The 14,609-nt window shown below is 63.1% G+C and carries 13 protein-coding genes, 1 rRNA gene and 1 pseudogene; all 15 read right to left on the reverse strand.

Annotation, left to right across the window (positions count from 1 at the left end; translation table 11 throughout):
* Positions 1 to 75 precede the first annotated feature (75 nt).
* The 15 genes and pseudogenes from scpB to rrf all read right to left on the reverse strand — a co-directional run bounded on the left by scpB (position 76) and on the right by rrf (position 14,534).
* Positions 76 to 804: an SMC-Scp complex subunit ScpB gene (gene scpB / locus ACKAMS_RS23855; RefSeq protein ID WP_047888122.1), complete on the reverse strand. Its 729-nt coding sequence runs from the start codon at positions 802 to 804 to the stop codon at positions 76 to 78.
* Positions 801 to 1,673, reverse strand: a complete 873-nt coding sequence (locus ACKAMS_RS23860) for a ScpA family protein (RefSeq protein ID WP_019748586.1) — start codon at positions 1,671 to 1,673, stop codon at positions 801 to 803. Before ACKAMS_RS23860 ends, scpB begins: the two co-directional genes overlap by 4 nt.
* Positions 1,673 to 2,686: a ParA family protein gene (locus ACKAMS_RS23865; protein ID WP_020969711.1), complete on the reverse strand. Its 1,014-nt coding sequence runs from the start codon at positions 2,684 to 2,686 to the stop codon at positions 1,673 to 1,675. Before ACKAMS_RS23865 ends, ACKAMS_RS23860 begins: the two co-directional genes overlap by 1 nt.
* 143 nt (positions 2,687 to 2,829) lie before the next feature.
* Positions 2,830 to 3,753: a site-specific tyrosine recombinase XerD gene (gene xerD / locus ACKAMS_RS23870; protein ID WP_019748588.1), complete on the reverse strand. Its 924-nt coding sequence runs from the start codon at positions 3,751 to 3,753 to the stop codon at positions 2,830 to 2,832.
* Between the two features lies 1 nt (position 3,754).
* Positions 3,755 to 4,387 (reverse strand): NUDIX hydrolase, encoded by a 633-nt coding sequence (locus ACKAMS_RS23875; RefSeq protein WP_020907867.1) that lies wholly within the window; start codon positions 4,385 to 4,387, stop codon positions 3,755 to 3,757.
* Positions 4,388 to 4,393: 6 nt separating this feature from the next.
* Positions 4,394 to 6,154 carry a CTP synthase gene (locus ACKAMS_RS23880; RefSeq protein WP_003946139.1) on the reverse strand — a complete coding sequence of 587 codons (1,761 nt, stop codon included), beginning with the start codon at positions 6,152 to 6,154 and terminating at the stop codon, positions 4,394 to 4,396.
* A gap of 156 nt (positions 6,155 to 6,310) precedes the next feature.
* Positions 6,311 to 7,264, reverse strand: a complete 954-nt coding sequence (locus ACKAMS_RS23885; RefSeq protein ID WP_019748590.1) for a copper transporter — start codon at positions 7,262 to 7,264, stop codon at positions 6,311 to 6,313.
* Positions 7,261 to 8,445 (reverse strand): annotated as a pseudogene (gene steA / locus ACKAMS_RS23890) (putative cytokinetic ring protein SteA). Before steA ends, ACKAMS_RS23885 begins: the two are co-directional and overlap by 4 nt.
* Positions 8,446 to 8,531: 86 nt before the next feature.
* Positions 8,532 to 10,310, reverse strand: a complete 1,779-nt coding sequence (gene recN / locus ACKAMS_RS23895; RefSeq protein WP_003946143.1) for a DNA repair protein RecN — start codon at positions 10,308 to 10,310, stop codon at positions 8,532 to 8,534.
* Positions 10,311 to 10,312: 2 nt separating this feature from the next.
* On the reverse strand, positions 10,313 to 11,260 hold the full coding sequence (locus tag ACKAMS_RS23900) for an NAD kinase (protein ID WP_019748593.1): 948 nt from the start codon (positions 11,258 to 11,260) through the stop codon (positions 10,313 to 10,315).
* Positions 11,257 to 12,114: a TlyA family RNA methyltransferase gene (locus ACKAMS_RS23905; RefSeq protein ID WP_047888121.1), complete on the reverse strand. Its 858-nt coding sequence runs from the start codon at positions 12,112 to 12,114 to the stop codon at positions 11,257 to 11,259. The genes ACKAMS_RS23900 and ACKAMS_RS23905 overlap by 4 nt, the downstream gene beginning before the upstream one ends.
* Before the next feature lies 1 nt (position 12,115).
* Complete coding sequence (locus ACKAMS_RS23910) at positions 12,116 to 12,358, reverse strand: hypothetical protein (RefSeq protein ID WP_019748595.1); 243 nt, start codon at positions 12,356 to 12,358, stop codon at positions 12,116 to 12,118.
* A 76-nt stretch (positions 12,359 to 12,434) separates the two neighbouring features.
* Complete coding sequence (locus tag ACKAMS_RS23915; protein ID WP_408989624.1) at positions 12,435 to 13,418, reverse strand: HAD-IIA family hydrolase; 984 nt, start codon at positions 13,416 to 13,418, stop codon at positions 12,435 to 12,437.
* Complete coding sequence (locus tag ACKAMS_RS23920; protein WP_073513327.1) at positions 13,415 to 14,356, reverse strand: hypothetical protein; 942 nt, start codon at positions 14,354 to 14,356, stop codon at positions 13,415 to 13,417. The genes ACKAMS_RS23915 and ACKAMS_RS23920 overlap by 4 nt, the downstream gene beginning before the upstream one ends.
* A gap of 61 nt (positions 14,357 to 14,417) precedes the next feature.
* Positions 14,418 to 14,534: ribosomal RNA gene (rrf, locus tag ACKAMS_RS23925) — 5S ribosomal RNA — on the reverse strand.
* Positions 14,535 to 14,609: the final 75 nt, after the last annotated feature.

Consider the following 14,609-nt stretch of genomic DNA (forward strand, 5'->3'; position numbering starts at 1 on the left):
TTTTTCCTGTCAGTTTTCTACTGTTTCCCGAGCGTGGTCGGGTCTTTCTCGGTGCTGACGACGGCCGGATTCCGGTCAGTCGTCGACTTCGGTGTCCACTACCTCAGTGGGCACGTCTGCCTTGTTCATTCTCGCAAATCGCGGATCGGATTCCAGGCTTTCGCTGATGTCGTCGATGAGATCGACATCAGGCAAGAGCGGGGCCAACTCCGGGAGCTCGCTGAGCGAGGCCAGCCCGAGCCGTTCGAGGAACAGTTCGGTCGTGGAGTACCGTGTCGCGTTGGTGTCCGGGTCAGGCCCGGCTTCCGCGATCAGTCCGCGGGCAAGGAGGGTGCGTACCACCCCGTCCACGTTGACGCCTCGTACCGCACTGATCCGCGCACGAGTCAACGGTTGACGGTATGCGACTACGGCCAAAGTTTCCAATGCCGCCCTGGTCAATTTGGTGCGTGCGCCGTCCAATAGCAGCTTTTCCACGTACGGGGCAAACTCTTGTCGCGTGTACAGACGCCATCCGTCGCCCGCGTAGCGAAGGTCCATTCCGCTGCCGCGAGCGGTCAATGCGGCCGACATCGACGTCAGGCGTTCTTCGACGCGCTCCGGTGCGGTTCCGGTGACAGATGCGAGTTGGTTCACTTCCGCCGGCGAATCCACGACTAGCAGAAGCGACTCCAGCACTGCGTCGAGTTGATCGTCGTCGAGGTCGAAATCGGGTGCAGACTCTTCGGACTCCGGGGCGTCGTCGGTAGGCTCGATAATCTCGTCTAGCTGCGAAGACTCTGATTCCGTCGGTTCGGCATTCATCCGTAGTCCTCCTCTGTGACCGGCGCGGCCGGGTCGTCTCCGGTCCAACTCACCATCAGCGGTCCGAGGGCCTCGGGTTGCTCGAACACGATGACCTGCCGGCGATACAGCTCGAGCAATGCGAGAAACCTTGCCACTATCTCGACAGTGATTTCGCACTCGGCAACGAGGTCCCCGAATGGTGTCCACTCCCCGATGCCTCGCTCGCGCAGCAACTCGAGAATTCGCTCGGCCTGTTCGGGTATCGAGATATTGGACACATGGAGGTGATCGAGGCCCACTGTCGGCACCGGACGCGGTGTGAACACCGTCGCCGCGATCTCCGCAAAACGCTGAGGGTCGACGCCCAACAACACCTCGGGCAGGAGTTCGGTGAACTGATCCTCGACGGCAACCGAGCGCGGATAGCGCCGCAGCGCTGCTTCCTCCAACTCACCGAACAGTGCCGCGACTTGTTTGTACGCCCGGTACTGCAGCAGGCGTGCGAAGAGAAGATCGCGTGCTTCGAGAAGCGCCAGATCCTCCGCGTCCTCGACCTGCCCGGCGGGCAACAACCTGGCCGCTTTCAGATCCAGAAGCGTAGCTGCGACAACCAGGAATTCCGTCGTCTGATCAAGGCCCATCGCACTGCCGAGTTCCTTGGTGTACGCGATGAAATCGTCCGTGACGGTGTGAAGGGCGACTTCGGTGACGTCGAGCTGCCGTTGATTGATCAGGTTCAACAGCAGATCGAACGGGCCTTCGAAGTTCCGGAGAGTGACTCGAAAACCGGCAGCCTTGGCTGCGGTCTGAGCGTCGGTCGGCACGTTCGGATCGATCGAATCCGGCTCGACTTCGACCGGATCTTCTTGCGATGCAATCAGTTCCACTAACGACCAGACCGGTGAATGACCTCGCGGGCCAAGGCTCGATATGCCTCGGCGCCAGCCGATTTCGGCGCCCACGTCGTGATCGGCTCACCGGCAACGCTGGTTTCGGGGAATCGAACGGTGCGGTTGATCACCGTGTCGTAGACGACGTCGCCGAACACCTCGACCACTCGCGCCATCACCTCACGAGCGTGCAGGGTCCGGGCGTCGAACATCGTGACGACGATGCCGGCCAACTCGAGCTTCGGATTGAGACGGTCGTGCACCTTTTCGACGGTGTCGTTGAGAAGTGCCAGGCCGCGGAGGCTGAAGTACTCGCATTCCATCGGAATGATGACCGAATCGGCGCACGCCAGCGCATTCACCGTGAGCAGGCCAAGCGACGGCTGGCAGTCGATGAGCACGTAGTCGTACCGATCGAGAACCGGGTGCAGCACGCGCCCCAAAGTCTGCTCACGCCCGACCTCGGTGACCAATTGAATCTCGGCAGCCGAAAGGTCGATGTTGCTGGGGAGCAGGTCCAGACCGTCCACCCGAGTGCGCATCAACACGTCGTCGATGGATACACGCGGTTCGACCAGGAGATTGTGGACGGTCAGTTCCAGGTCGTGATGCTGAACGCCCAGACCAGCAGACAACGCTCCTTGGGGATCGAGATCCACCAAGAGCACTCGGCGACCGTATTCGGCCAACGACGCGCCCAGGTTGATGGTCGACGTCGTCTTGCCGACGCCGCCCTTCTGGTTGCACATCGCGATGATCATCGCGGGTCCGTGATGCGCCAACGGTGTCGGTTGGGGTACCTCGCGGACCGGCCGGCCCGTCGGACCGAGTTCTTCCGTGGAAACAGCAGGGGTTTCCGCAGGTGGAGAGGCTACTGGCGTCGTATCTATTTCGAACATCGCCTCTGGTTCGGAGGGTACAGCTGGTGCTGATTCGTTCACGCGCTCGAAGAGTTGGGCATTGACATGCGGCGGCGCGGACTCCGCCGCTGGTGGCTGCGATGTCGACACGGTCCGATGCTCCCCTACTCTTTCGGCGGTTGCTCTCGGCGCCGGCAAACCCCCGAAACTGCGGTGGAGGCCGCTCGCGCTCCTTGAACGCTACCGCTTACATCACCGAATGGTCTCGCAGACACGCATGAGCCAACCAACGCCTAACGGGCGCGTGGGTGTGCCTGAGCCCACACTTCGCGCAGCGCTGTGACGGTGACCAGTGTGTAGATCTGCGTCGTGGTTACCGAAGCGTGACCGAGAAGTTCCTGCACGACACGTACGTCCGCGCCGCCGTCGAGCAGGTGGGTGGCAAACGAGTGCCTGAGCGTATGGGGTGAGACGTCCGCCTTGATCCCGGCCGACGCGGCCGCGTCCTGAAGAATCTGCCATGCACTCTGACGCGAGAGGCGTCCCCCGCGAGCGTTGAGAAAGAGGGCAGGAACACCACGCGTCGCGAGGCTGGGGCGCCCGCGGACGAGATACGCGTCTACGGCGGCGATCGCCGGCCTGCCGACGGGGACGATCCGCTGCTTGCCGCCCTTGCCCTTGAGCAGCACGGAACGGGTTTCGGTGTCGATGTCGTCGACGTCCAGATCGATCGCCTCGGTGATGCGTGCTCCGGTCGAGTACAGAAGCTCGAGCAGAGCGCGATCCCTCAGGTCGCGGGGCCCGTCACCGGCCGCACCGCCACCCGAAGCGTCGAGTAGGGCGATCACGTCGTCGAGCGGCAGAGCTTTGGGCAACTTGCGTCCGGGCGTCGGCGGCTTGACCGTTCGAGCCACATCGACACCGACCAGGCCCTCGGCGGCGGAGAACTTGTGGAATCCGCGGACCGCGATCAGGGTCCTCGCTGCCGAACTGGCCGCCAACGGTACGACGCCGGCATCTTTGTCACCCAGGCGCAGATGTGTCACGAATTCGGTGACGTCGTTCTCCGTCACGCCCGCGACGTCGTCGATGCCACGCCCGTTCAGGTACTCCGCATACCGATTCAGGTCGCGGCGATACGAAAGCAGAGTGTTGCGCGCAGATCCTCGCTCGACCGCTAGATGGTCGAGATACGAGTCCACCTGTCGGGCAAGCACTTCAGGCTCGCGACTTGCGTTCTCCGAATGCGCGAGGACGGTCGGGCCACGGTGCGTCGGCCGGGCGTAGCGGCTTTCCCGTCGAGCGTGCGGTAGCGATCGCGAGAATGCCCGATACCGCGGTGGCATTGACGATGTCGCCGCGCAGCGCCATGTCGACGGCGTCGGCGAGCGGAACTCGCGAAATCTCGAGATCGGCTTCTTCGTGTTCGGGATCGTCGCGCTCCACCTCGTGCAGACCCTCGGCGAGGAAGACGCGAACCGCCTCGTCCGTGAACCCGGGTGAGAGAGCTACATCGACCAGCACCGACCATCGGTCGGCACCGAGTCCGGTTTCTTCGCCCAGCTCACGCGCTGCCGCCTCGACCGGGCTCTCCCCCGCAGCGTCGAGCAGACCGGCAGGGATTTCCCACAACCGGTGCCCGAGCGGGTGACGGTACTGGTGAATCAGCACCAGGTTGTCGTGCTCGTCCAGTGCCACGACGGCAACGGCGCCGTGGTGTTCGACGACTTCCCGATCGGCACGCTGACCACCAGGCATCGCAACGGTGTCGACGCGCAACGCGATGATCGCGCCGGTGTAGACCGTCTTGGAGCCGAGGGTGTCGAATTCGTGCCGACCGGGATCGCTCATCTGTGGCTAGACCTTTTCCACGTTCTCGACTGCAGCGTCGAGCGCTGTCTCGGTGGCAGCGGTGTCGATCTTCTCGTCACCGTGGACGTCGACGGGCAGGCGCTCTTCGAGCTTGTACGTCAACGCTGCTTCGACGAAGGCGGCGAACAGCGGGTGCGGGCGCGTCGGGCGGCTCTTGAGCTCCGGGTGTGCCTGGGTGGCAACGAAGAACGGATGCTGCTCACGCGGGTACTCGACGAACTCGACCAGGTGACCGTCCGGCGAGGTTCCGCTGAACTGCAAGCCGGACTTGGCAATCCGGTCGCGGTAGGTGTTGTTGACCTCGTAGCGGTGACGGTGACGCTCGGAGACGTCCTCGGTTCCGTAGGCCTGAGCGACGACGGAACCCTTGGTCAGCACGGCCGGGTATGCACCCAGACGCATGGTGCCACCGAGGTCGGCGTCACCGGCGATGACGTCTTCCTGATCAGCCATCGTGGAGATGACCGGGTGCTTGGTGTCCGGCTCGAACTCGGCCGAGTTGGCATCGTCGAGGCCGACGCTGCGAGCAGCTTCGATGACGACGCACTGCAGACCCAGGCACAGACCCAGCAGCGGCAGCTTGCGCGAACGTGCGAAACGGATCGCGCCGAGCTTGCCCTCGATGCCGCGAATGCCGAAGCCGCCCGGGATCAGAACACCGTCGACGTCACCGAGAGCGGCCTGCGCTCCGGCTTCCGTCTCACAGGCATCCGACGGAACCCAGGAGATCTCGACCTTCGACCGGTTGGCAAATCCACCGGCGCGCAGTGCCTCGGTGACGGAGAGGTATGCGTCGGGCAGGTCGACGTACTTGCCGACCAACGCGACGCGCACGGTCTCACGCGGCTGGTGAACACGATCGAGGAGGTTGCCCCACACGGTCCAGTCGACGTCGCGGAATGGGAGACCGAGCTGGCGAACGACGTAGGCGTCGAGGCCCTCACGGTGCAGAACCTTCGGGATGTCGTAGATCGAGGGAGCGTCGGGCGTCGAAATGCAGGCGTCGACGTCCACGTCGCACATCAGCGCGATCTTGTTCTTGAGGCCCTGCGGAACGTCACGATCGCAACGAAGGATCAGCGCGTCGGGCTGAATGCCGATGCTGCGCAACGACGCAACCGAGTGCTGCGTGGGCTTGGTCTTGAGTTCTCCGGAGGGGCCGAGGTACGGCACGAGGGAGACGTGCAGGAAGAAGACGTTGTCGCGGCCGACGTCGTGGCGGACCTGGCGAGCGGCTTCCAGGAAGGGCTGCGATTCGATGTCGCCGACGGTTCCACCGATTTCGGTGATCACGACATCCGGGCGGTGTCCCTGCAGATCCGGGCCGCTCATCTCGAGGATGCGACGCTTGATCTCATCGGTGATGTGCGGGATGACCTGAACGGTGTCACCGAGGTACTCGCCACGACGTTCCTTGGCGATGACCGTCGAGTACACCTGGCCGGTGGTGACGTTCGCCTGACCGGATAGGTCACGGTCTAGGAACCGCTCGTAGTGCCCGACGTCGAGGTCGGTCTCGGCACCGTCTTCGGTGACGAAGACCTCGCCGTGCTGGAAGGGGTTCATGGTGCCCGGATCCACATTGAGATAGGGATCGAGCTTCTGCATGGTCACGCGCATTCCCCGCGCGGTCAACAACTGTCCCAGGCTCGAGGCGGTCAAACCTTTGCCGAGCGAGGAAGCTACACCTCCGCTGACGAAGATGTGCTTGGTGGCGGTACGCGTGTTAGTGCGTGACTGTGGCAAAGGGGCTCCCGTGACGACTGTGCAGGGCTTGGTCTGATGAAGCATGCTGGGGCCTGCCGACCCACGGGATTTCACGGTAACACCTATCGGGGGTCGGTGCCTACAACGCGCCGACTTTCCGCCCCCGATGTGACCGGCGTATCAATACCGGGGTGTTCAGTTGGTGGGTGCGCCGACGGTAACCGCCGCCGCTCCCGGTCCCGTGCCGTAGCGGCCGGCGCCGCCGTTCAACTGTTCCTGAAGTGCCAACGGCGTCGTGATCTTGCCCGATTCCCGGTCGATGTTGTCGATGGTCGTCAAGCCCGCTGAGAGCGCCGCGTCCGCACGCGCGACGGCAACCGGACCACTGCCCTCGGCCGAGCCAGGCCGGCCCGCGAGAATCGTTCCTGCGCCGCGTCCGTCGAGAGCACCGGCAAACCGGGCGATGACGGCGCCGCGGTTACCCGTGGCTGCGTCGGATTCACTCTTGTTGTCGCCGGTGAGAACCACGGCGAGCTGAGCCGGCTTGACCGCTCCGTCGTCGTAGCTGATGAAACCGGCGCTACGCAGCGAGTCGAGCGCGAGATTCATCTCGTCCGGAGTGCTCTGCGGTTCGCTGTTCTGCCCGTTGAGAAGCAGAACCGAACCGAGCAGATCACCTGCGAGACTGCCCTGATCGACCGCACCGGTCTTGAGGGTGATCCCCGCAGGGATGACATTGGTGACGACGGTCCGCAAACGGTCACCGCCGGTGGCGTCGACAAACGAATCGGTGAGCGAGACGCGTCCGGTCACGGCGCCGCCGGCGGCAGTGACGAGTCGGTTGACACCGTCGAGATCACTGGGATCCGCGTCCGGTGCCGTGATGACGACGACGGTGCGACCAGCGAGACTGTCACGCACGACGCGACCGCCGACAGCGGCATCGAAGCCGTCCGCGGAATTGAGTTGCTGCTGAAGCTGATTGGACTGTTGATTGAGGTCTTCGATCTCGTTCTGCAGGTCCGCCTTGTCGTCACGCAGACCGGACAGCAATCCACTCGACAGCATTCCGGAACCGAGCACCACGCCGATCGCGAGTGCCAGAAAGATTGCCGCTATGGAAATTGCATGTTGACGCATCGAAATCACTTGAAGAGCCCCTGAACCCACAGCGCGAAGCTGTTCCACGTTGCGATTGCCCAGTCGAGAACTTCACTACCGGCATTGGACACGACCAGGGCGACGATCACTGCCACCAGGGCGGCGAGCACCAGGAGCGCGATCGCGCCGCCGGACACTCGACTTCGATACAGAGTTGCGACGGCCTTGGCATCGACCAGTTTCGGTCCAACCTTGAGCCGTGTCATGAACGCCGACGGATTGCTTTCACGACGCCCACGGTCGAAGAACTCGTCCAAGGACACCACGTTGCCGACCGTCACGATCAGTGAAGCTCCGTGGTGATCGGCAAGCAGCAGGGCAAGGTCGGTCGGTGAGCAGGTCGCCGGGAACGTCATCGCCCCGATACCGAGATCCTGGATTCGGGAAAGCCCCGCCGCATGACCGTCCTGGTCTGCAGGCAGAACAACTTCCGCGCCGGACTTGAGCGTGGAACTGGTGATTTCCTCCGGGTCGCCCACGATCAGATCGGGGCGGTATCCGGCCTTGCTCAACACGTCCGCACCTGCGCCGACACCGATCAAGATCGGCGAATACTCCTTGATGAAGGGCTTGAGGTTCTTCAGATCGGTCTCGCGTTCGGGGCCGTCGGAGACGACCACGACATGGCGGTCCTTCAAGTCGATATCGATGTCCGGAACACCGATTCCGTCGATGAGCAACGGGCTTTCGGTGCGGATGAACTCGATGGTGTTACCCGAGAACGCTTCCAAGTGATCGACCAGGCCGGTCTTGGCCTCGATCATCCGGTCGGAGATTTCGGCCTCGGTCTGCTCTTCGCCCTTGACGAGGCTCTTCTCGCCGTTGAAGATCTCGCCCTCGTGCAGGCGGATCTTGCTTCCGTCCTTGATGTTCTTGAAGACATCACCGTCGACGGCATCGATCAGAACGATGTCGTTGGCGACGATCACTTCCGGTCCGAGGTTGGGGTACCGCCCCGAAATCGACGGCTACGCGTTGACCACGGCCATGACTCCGGCTTTCACCAGAGCATCGGCGGTCCGGCGATCGATGTCGATTTCGTCGAGGATCACGATGTCTCCAGGACCGACACGGCGCAGAAGCTTCGCCGTGTTCCGATCGGCCCTGGCGATGCCACTGATCCCAGGCAAGGATTCGGTGTTACGTGAGAGCAATCCGGGCATCTTCATGGCTTCGATGATGAACCTGAAACCGCGTTGACCGGTGGAGGCGCGCCGACAACTACCACATCAGTCACACCAACACCACAGAACCTTCAATCTGTGACGCGGGCCGCATTCGCGATCTCGAGCAGTTCTTCGGCGTGCGCACGACCGGTTTCGGTGTCGTCCAGCCCTGCCAACATACGGGCCAATTCGACCACCCGATCCGAATCCGACAAGGTCCGCACGCCACTGCTCACCACTCCGCCTTTGTCGTCGACCTTGTCCACCACGAGGTGGGTGTCGGCAAACGCAGCAACCTGCGGAAGGTGGGTGACAACGATAACCTGATGCGTGCGAGCAAGTTTCGCCAATCGGCGGCCGATCTCGACAGCAGCGCGGCCACCGACCCCCGCGTCCACCTCGTCGAAAACCATCGTCGCACCGGTGTCGCTACCAGCGAGAACAACCTCGAGCGCCAGCATGACGCGTGACAGCTCACCACCGGAAGCGCTCTTACTGATCGGAAGTGACGGCGCTCCACTGTGCGCGGACAGGCGAAATTCCACCTCGTCGACGCCGGCAGACCCGGCATGCAGGTCTACTCCCCCGACACTGAGCGGCGCCGAGTCCTGCGGGCCGGCAGGCTGCGAACGCACAGTCACCTCGAGGCCCGCACGTCCCATCGCCAGACCGGCGAGTTCCGCGCTGACGGCTTTGGCGAGCTTTGCCGCCGCCTTTACTCGCGCGGCGCTCAGCTTGGTAGCGGCTTCCGCGGTCAGGCCAGCCGTCTCCTCGACCTGCTTGGCCAACAGTGACAACGCATCCGAGGACACGTCGAGTTTGGATAGACGAGCGCGAGCAGTATCTGCCCATTCGAGAACACCGTCGACATCGGCGGCGTACTTGCGAGTCAGAGTCTTCAGTTCCGATTGCCGCGACAACAAAGAGTCCAGAGCACCCGGGTCTGCGGGCAGCCCGGACAGGTAGGTGTTCAGGTCACCGGCAACGTCGGTGACGACGGCAATAGCGTCGGCCAACCGGGAACCGAGGCCGTCCAGATCGGCGTCGGTGACCGACTCGATGCGCGCCCTCGCTTCGGACATCAGGTCTAGCGCCGGCATGACACCGACGTCGCCGCTTGCCATGTCGTCACTACCGGCGAGCGCAGCGTGCGCCTCTTCGGCAGCGGAGCGGAGCGAATCGAGTTCACTGAGTCGACGAACTTCGGCAACGATCGCCGTGTCCTCGCCGGGCTCGGGTGCCACGCCGTCGATTTCGTTGAGCGCGAAGGTCAACTGATCTGCTTCTTGTGCCAGTTCACGAGCCTTCGACGTGCGCTCGATCAACTCCGAACGAGCATCGAGCCATTCACGACGGTGTTTGCGGTACCTCGTCAGTAGCGTTCCGATTGCCTTGTCCCCGAAGCGGTCCAGCGCGTTGCGTTGCTGGTCGGGACGAAGCAATCGCAGCTGATCGTTCTGTCCGTGGACAGTCAGAAGTGGGTCCGTGAATTCGGAGAGAACTCCCGCCGGCACGCTTCGTCCGCCGAGATGAGCCCGTGACCGCCCATCGCTGCCGACTGTCCGGACGGCGATGATGGTCCCGTCCTCGTCGCGCTCGGCGCCGGACGATTCCAGGATTCGGACGATCTCACGCTCGGTGGCCGGTGAGACGTCGTCGGCGATGAATCGTCCTTCGACAACGGCTCGCGACGCGCCCAACCGCACTCGACCGGCATCCGCTCGCGCTCCGCTGAGGAGGTGCAAGCTGGTGACGACCATCGTTTTACCTGCGCCGGTTTCACCGGTCAGGACGGTCAGGCCCTCGTGAAACTGGGCGCTGGCCTCGGAGATCACACCAAGACTGTCGATACGGATCTCTGCGAGCACGATTAAGGCTTCCTTCCTCGCCATCCGGTAACCGGAAGCTCGAACTTGCGAACCATCCGATCAGCGAAAGGCGCAGAGTCCAACCGGACCCACTTGACGGGAGTGGCGCCGCGAACGATCTCGACGCGAGCGCCGGCAGGCAGTTCCAAGGTACGACGGCCGTCGCAGAAGACCAGGCCGTCGTGGCTGCCTGCGACGGTCTCCACCGCGATGATCGAATTCGGGCTGGTGACCAACGGCCGCGCGAACAGCGCATGCGCGTTGCTGGGTACGACGAGCAATGCTTCGAGTTCGGGCCACACGACGGGGCCGCCTGCGGAAAATGCATAAGCGGTCGAGCCTGTGGGAGTTGACACGAGAACACCGTCGCAACCGAACGCGGACACCGGTCTGCCATCGACTTCGAGGACAACTTCGAGAACTCCCAGACGCGAACGGTTCTCGATACTGGCCTCGTTGAGCGCCCACCCGCGGTCGATGATCTCGTCGTCCACCCGAATCACGACGTCGAGTGTCATACGGGACTCGACGCGATATTCCTTGCGAACTACCTGTGCGAGAGCCTCGTCGAGATGCTCGGCCTCGGTCTCTGCCAGAAATCCGATCCGTCCGAGGTTGATGCCCAGTACAGGAATGGACGCTTCTTGAGCGAGTTCGGCGGCGCGCAGAAACGTGCCGTCGCCACCGAGAACAAGTACCAACTCGCATCCAACGGCAGCATCAGGGCCGGGATGAACAACCGTGACGTCGAGACCCGGCGCAGAGAAACCCTCTGGTTCCGTCATTGCTTCGATGCGCGAGCTGTCTGCTTCGTCGACGAGGACTCGCAGTCCAATTCCCGCGCGCTCGAAGATCTTCCCGACCCGCTTGGCAGTTTCCGTGATGTCACGTCGACCAGGGTGTGCGACAAGAAGGATCTCGCGCGACTCGCCGTTCGTGACCGCGTTCACTGGGGCCCTTCCTCTACAGCCTTGCGAATCATGTCCTCCACCGCAGGAATTCCCTCGGTGTTCGTCTCGGCGTCGGTATCCGTCTCTTCATCGCCGGATGTACCCGTCTTTCGAAGCCACAGGAAATACTCGACATTTCCCGACGGACCGGGCAATGGGCTGGCCACGACACCTAACGTCCGCAGACCTACCTTTGCAGCAGCCTCCGACACGTCGAGCACAGCGGAGATTCGCAATTCCGGATCTCGTACGACGCCACCGGCACCGACGCGGTCCTTGCCCACCTCGAACTGAGGCTTGACCATCGGAACCAGGTCCGCGCCGTCAGCGGTACAGGCGACAAACGCCCCGAGTACCAGTTTGAGAGAGATGAACGACAGGTCCGCGACAACGAGATCGACAGTTCCGCCGATCGTCTCGGCATCGATAGCGCGAACATTGGTTCGGTCGATGACATGCACTCGGTCGTCGGACTGCAGGCGCCACACCAATTGGCCGTAACCGACGTCGACGGCGACAACTTCCTTCGCACCGCGTGTCAGCAGAACGTCCGTGAACCCGCCGGTGGAAGCGCCGGCGTCGAGGCACCGGCGACCTTCGACCGTCAATCCTTCGGTACCGAAGGCGTCAAGGGCACCGATCAGTTTGTGAGCACCGCGCGACGCCCACGAGACTTCCTGCTCCACCTCGACGACCCGAAGCGGCGTTCCGGCTTCGATCGCCGTCGCGGGCTTGGTCGCAACGGCTCCGGAAATGAGAACTCGGCCCGCGGAGATCAGTTCCTGCGCATGATCTCTCGATCGTGCCAGACCGCGACGGACCAATTCGGCGTCCACCCGTGCTCTACGTGCCACGTCAAGCCCTGTCCACAGAGGCGAGTGCCTGGACGAGCACCTCGTGTGCCTGTTCCAAAATATGTGCCTTCTGCGGAATCACACCTGCTCCGTGATGATCGTTCGGATCGTGTTCGATGCCGCCGAGGCGTGCCAGCAAACCGTCGACGTCGGAACGTATTCGTTCCGGATCGACGGTAGGGCGTGACCCGGGCAGCGGTGATCCGTTGCTCGAGTTTCCGGGGTGCGGTGTCGGCGTGCTCATCGGGCACAACGTTAGTGCATGACTCTCGGTTGCGCATACACCCGCACCCCCGCGAGTCGAACACATTTGCGAGAAATCAGACGAGCCAGGAAGCAAACAGATCCGCCACGCCGGCATCCGACGCTTCCAGGGTCTGGAACGACGGATTAGCCCATGCGACAGGCGCAACCGCACGTAGAAGCGACATCTCGTGCCCGACAACCGGGCCGTCGACAACCAGCGCCGACCCGTTCACGGAGACAGACCACTTGGAGTCCGCACCGACCAGCGATTCGACGGCCGGCTGATTGAGCGAATCCAGAGTTGCTGCAATGTAGGTGGGGCGCTGCTCAATCGGCGCCCGCAGTACGTCGCCCGGCGTGCTCACACCGGTCAGTACCAACAGTGAGTCGATCGAAACAGCATGTGCGCCTTCGATATCAGTGTCCAAGCGATCACCGACGACCAGTGGACGCGAGCACCCACTGCGTGCAAGCGCATCCTCCATCAGCGGTGCAGCAGGCTTGCCTGCCACCAAGGGTTCCTGCCTCGTGGCGGCGCGCAGAGCCGCCACCATCGAGCCGTTGCCGAGCACCAAACCCCGTTCCGACGGCAGTGTGGTGTCCAGGTTCGCAGCCACCCACAACGCCCCGGCCCTGATCGCCAAGCATGCCTCGGCGAGGATCGACCAGTTGGTCTCCGTCGAATGTCCTTGGACGACTGCAACCGGGGAATGCGCGAATTCGCGCACCGGAAGCAAACCGACGCGCGTCACCTCGTCGGCCAATGCATCTGTACCGACGACGAGTACAGCGGCACCGGGTTCGAGACGCTCAGCCAACAGGCGCACCGCCGTCTGAGAACTGGTGACCACGCGATCGTCTTCGGAATCGAAACCGAGTTCGGTCAGATGCGCGGACACTGCCGAAGGCGAGCGACTCGCATTGTTGGTCACGTAGTACAGAGCCTGCGTACCCTGACCCAACGCGGCCTGGGTGCCGGGAATCGCATGAGCTCCGGCGTACAGCGTGCCGTCGAGATCGAGCAAAAGTACGTCGTACTGAGTACGAAGCACGGTCACTGATCTTCTCCGGTCAACTCGGCCACCCGTTCTTCAGCATCCGTGTCACCCTCGAGGTCTGCAGCTGCAGCATTGAGGAACCACTTCAATCCGTCTTCGACACGACCTGCTGCAACGAGGGCATCAGCGTACGCATAGAAAAGCCGAGCCGCCGCTTCACCGGTACGCGCTGCGTCAAGATCCTTGGTCTGCAGTGTGACAACTGCCTGATCGAACTGACCGAGATCCATGCGGGCGCCGGCGACCACGATCCTCAACTCCGAAGCCTCGTCGCCGGAAAGCAGGGCAGCCTCGTCGCTACGACCGAGCTCGATTGCGCGTTCGGGTCGACCCAAACCGCGTTCGCAGTCGGCCATGACAGCGATCAGACCCGGTCCACCAGCCATTCGACGGGCAGCGCGAAGCTCGGAGAGAGCTTCAGCCCATTCACCGGCGTGGTACGCGGTGATTCCAGCAGCTTCACGAACGACCGCAATTCGGCCGGCGCGCTGACGAGCAGCGCGCGCGTGGAGCAGTGCAAGTTCCGGGTCTTCGTCGACAAGCTTGCCTGCCATGACCAGGTGACGCGCAACTGTGTTGGCGTTGTCCTTGTCGAGGCTGAGCAGATCCCGACGCACGGCCGGGTCCAACTCGGTGGGCTCTACGTTGTCGGGCAAATCCGGTTCGTCAGGTCGTGCTTGCTGACGGTTGCGGTCACCGTCGCGTCCACGAGGGGTGAACCCACCCTCGCCGCCGCGACGCTGTCCGCCGTTGAATCCGCCGCCACGGTTACTGTTTCCAGCACCGCCACGGTTGTTGTCTCCGGCACCACCGCGGCGGTCTCCGCCTGCAGCGCCGCGTGATCCACGCCCGTCGTTGTCACGACGGGGGCCACCTGATCGAGGCGCTCCTCCCCCACGGAAGGACCGACGCTCGTCGCCATTCTCCGACACAGTCATTCCTCTCATACAACGCACGAAAGGGGACCCAATATGTTGGGTCCCCTTTCGGTTAACGGGTGTTCGGCGGTGTCCTACTCTCCCACACCCTGTCGAGTGCAGTACCATCGGCGCTGAAGGGCTTAGCTTCCGGGTTCGGAATGGGACCGGGCGTTTCCCCTTCGCTATGACCGCCGTAACTCTATGAAACTGTCACAGTAACCAACTTCTGATCACCTGGTTTCACCGTGCACCAACCCGAACCCGTTACCGG

It is taken from the genome of Rhodococcus sp. 5A-K4 (assembly GCF_046097995.1).
Taxonomy (GTDB): Bacteria; Actinomycetota; Actinomycetes; order Mycobacteriales; family Mycobacteriaceae; genus Rhodococcus_F; species Rhodococcus_F erythropolis.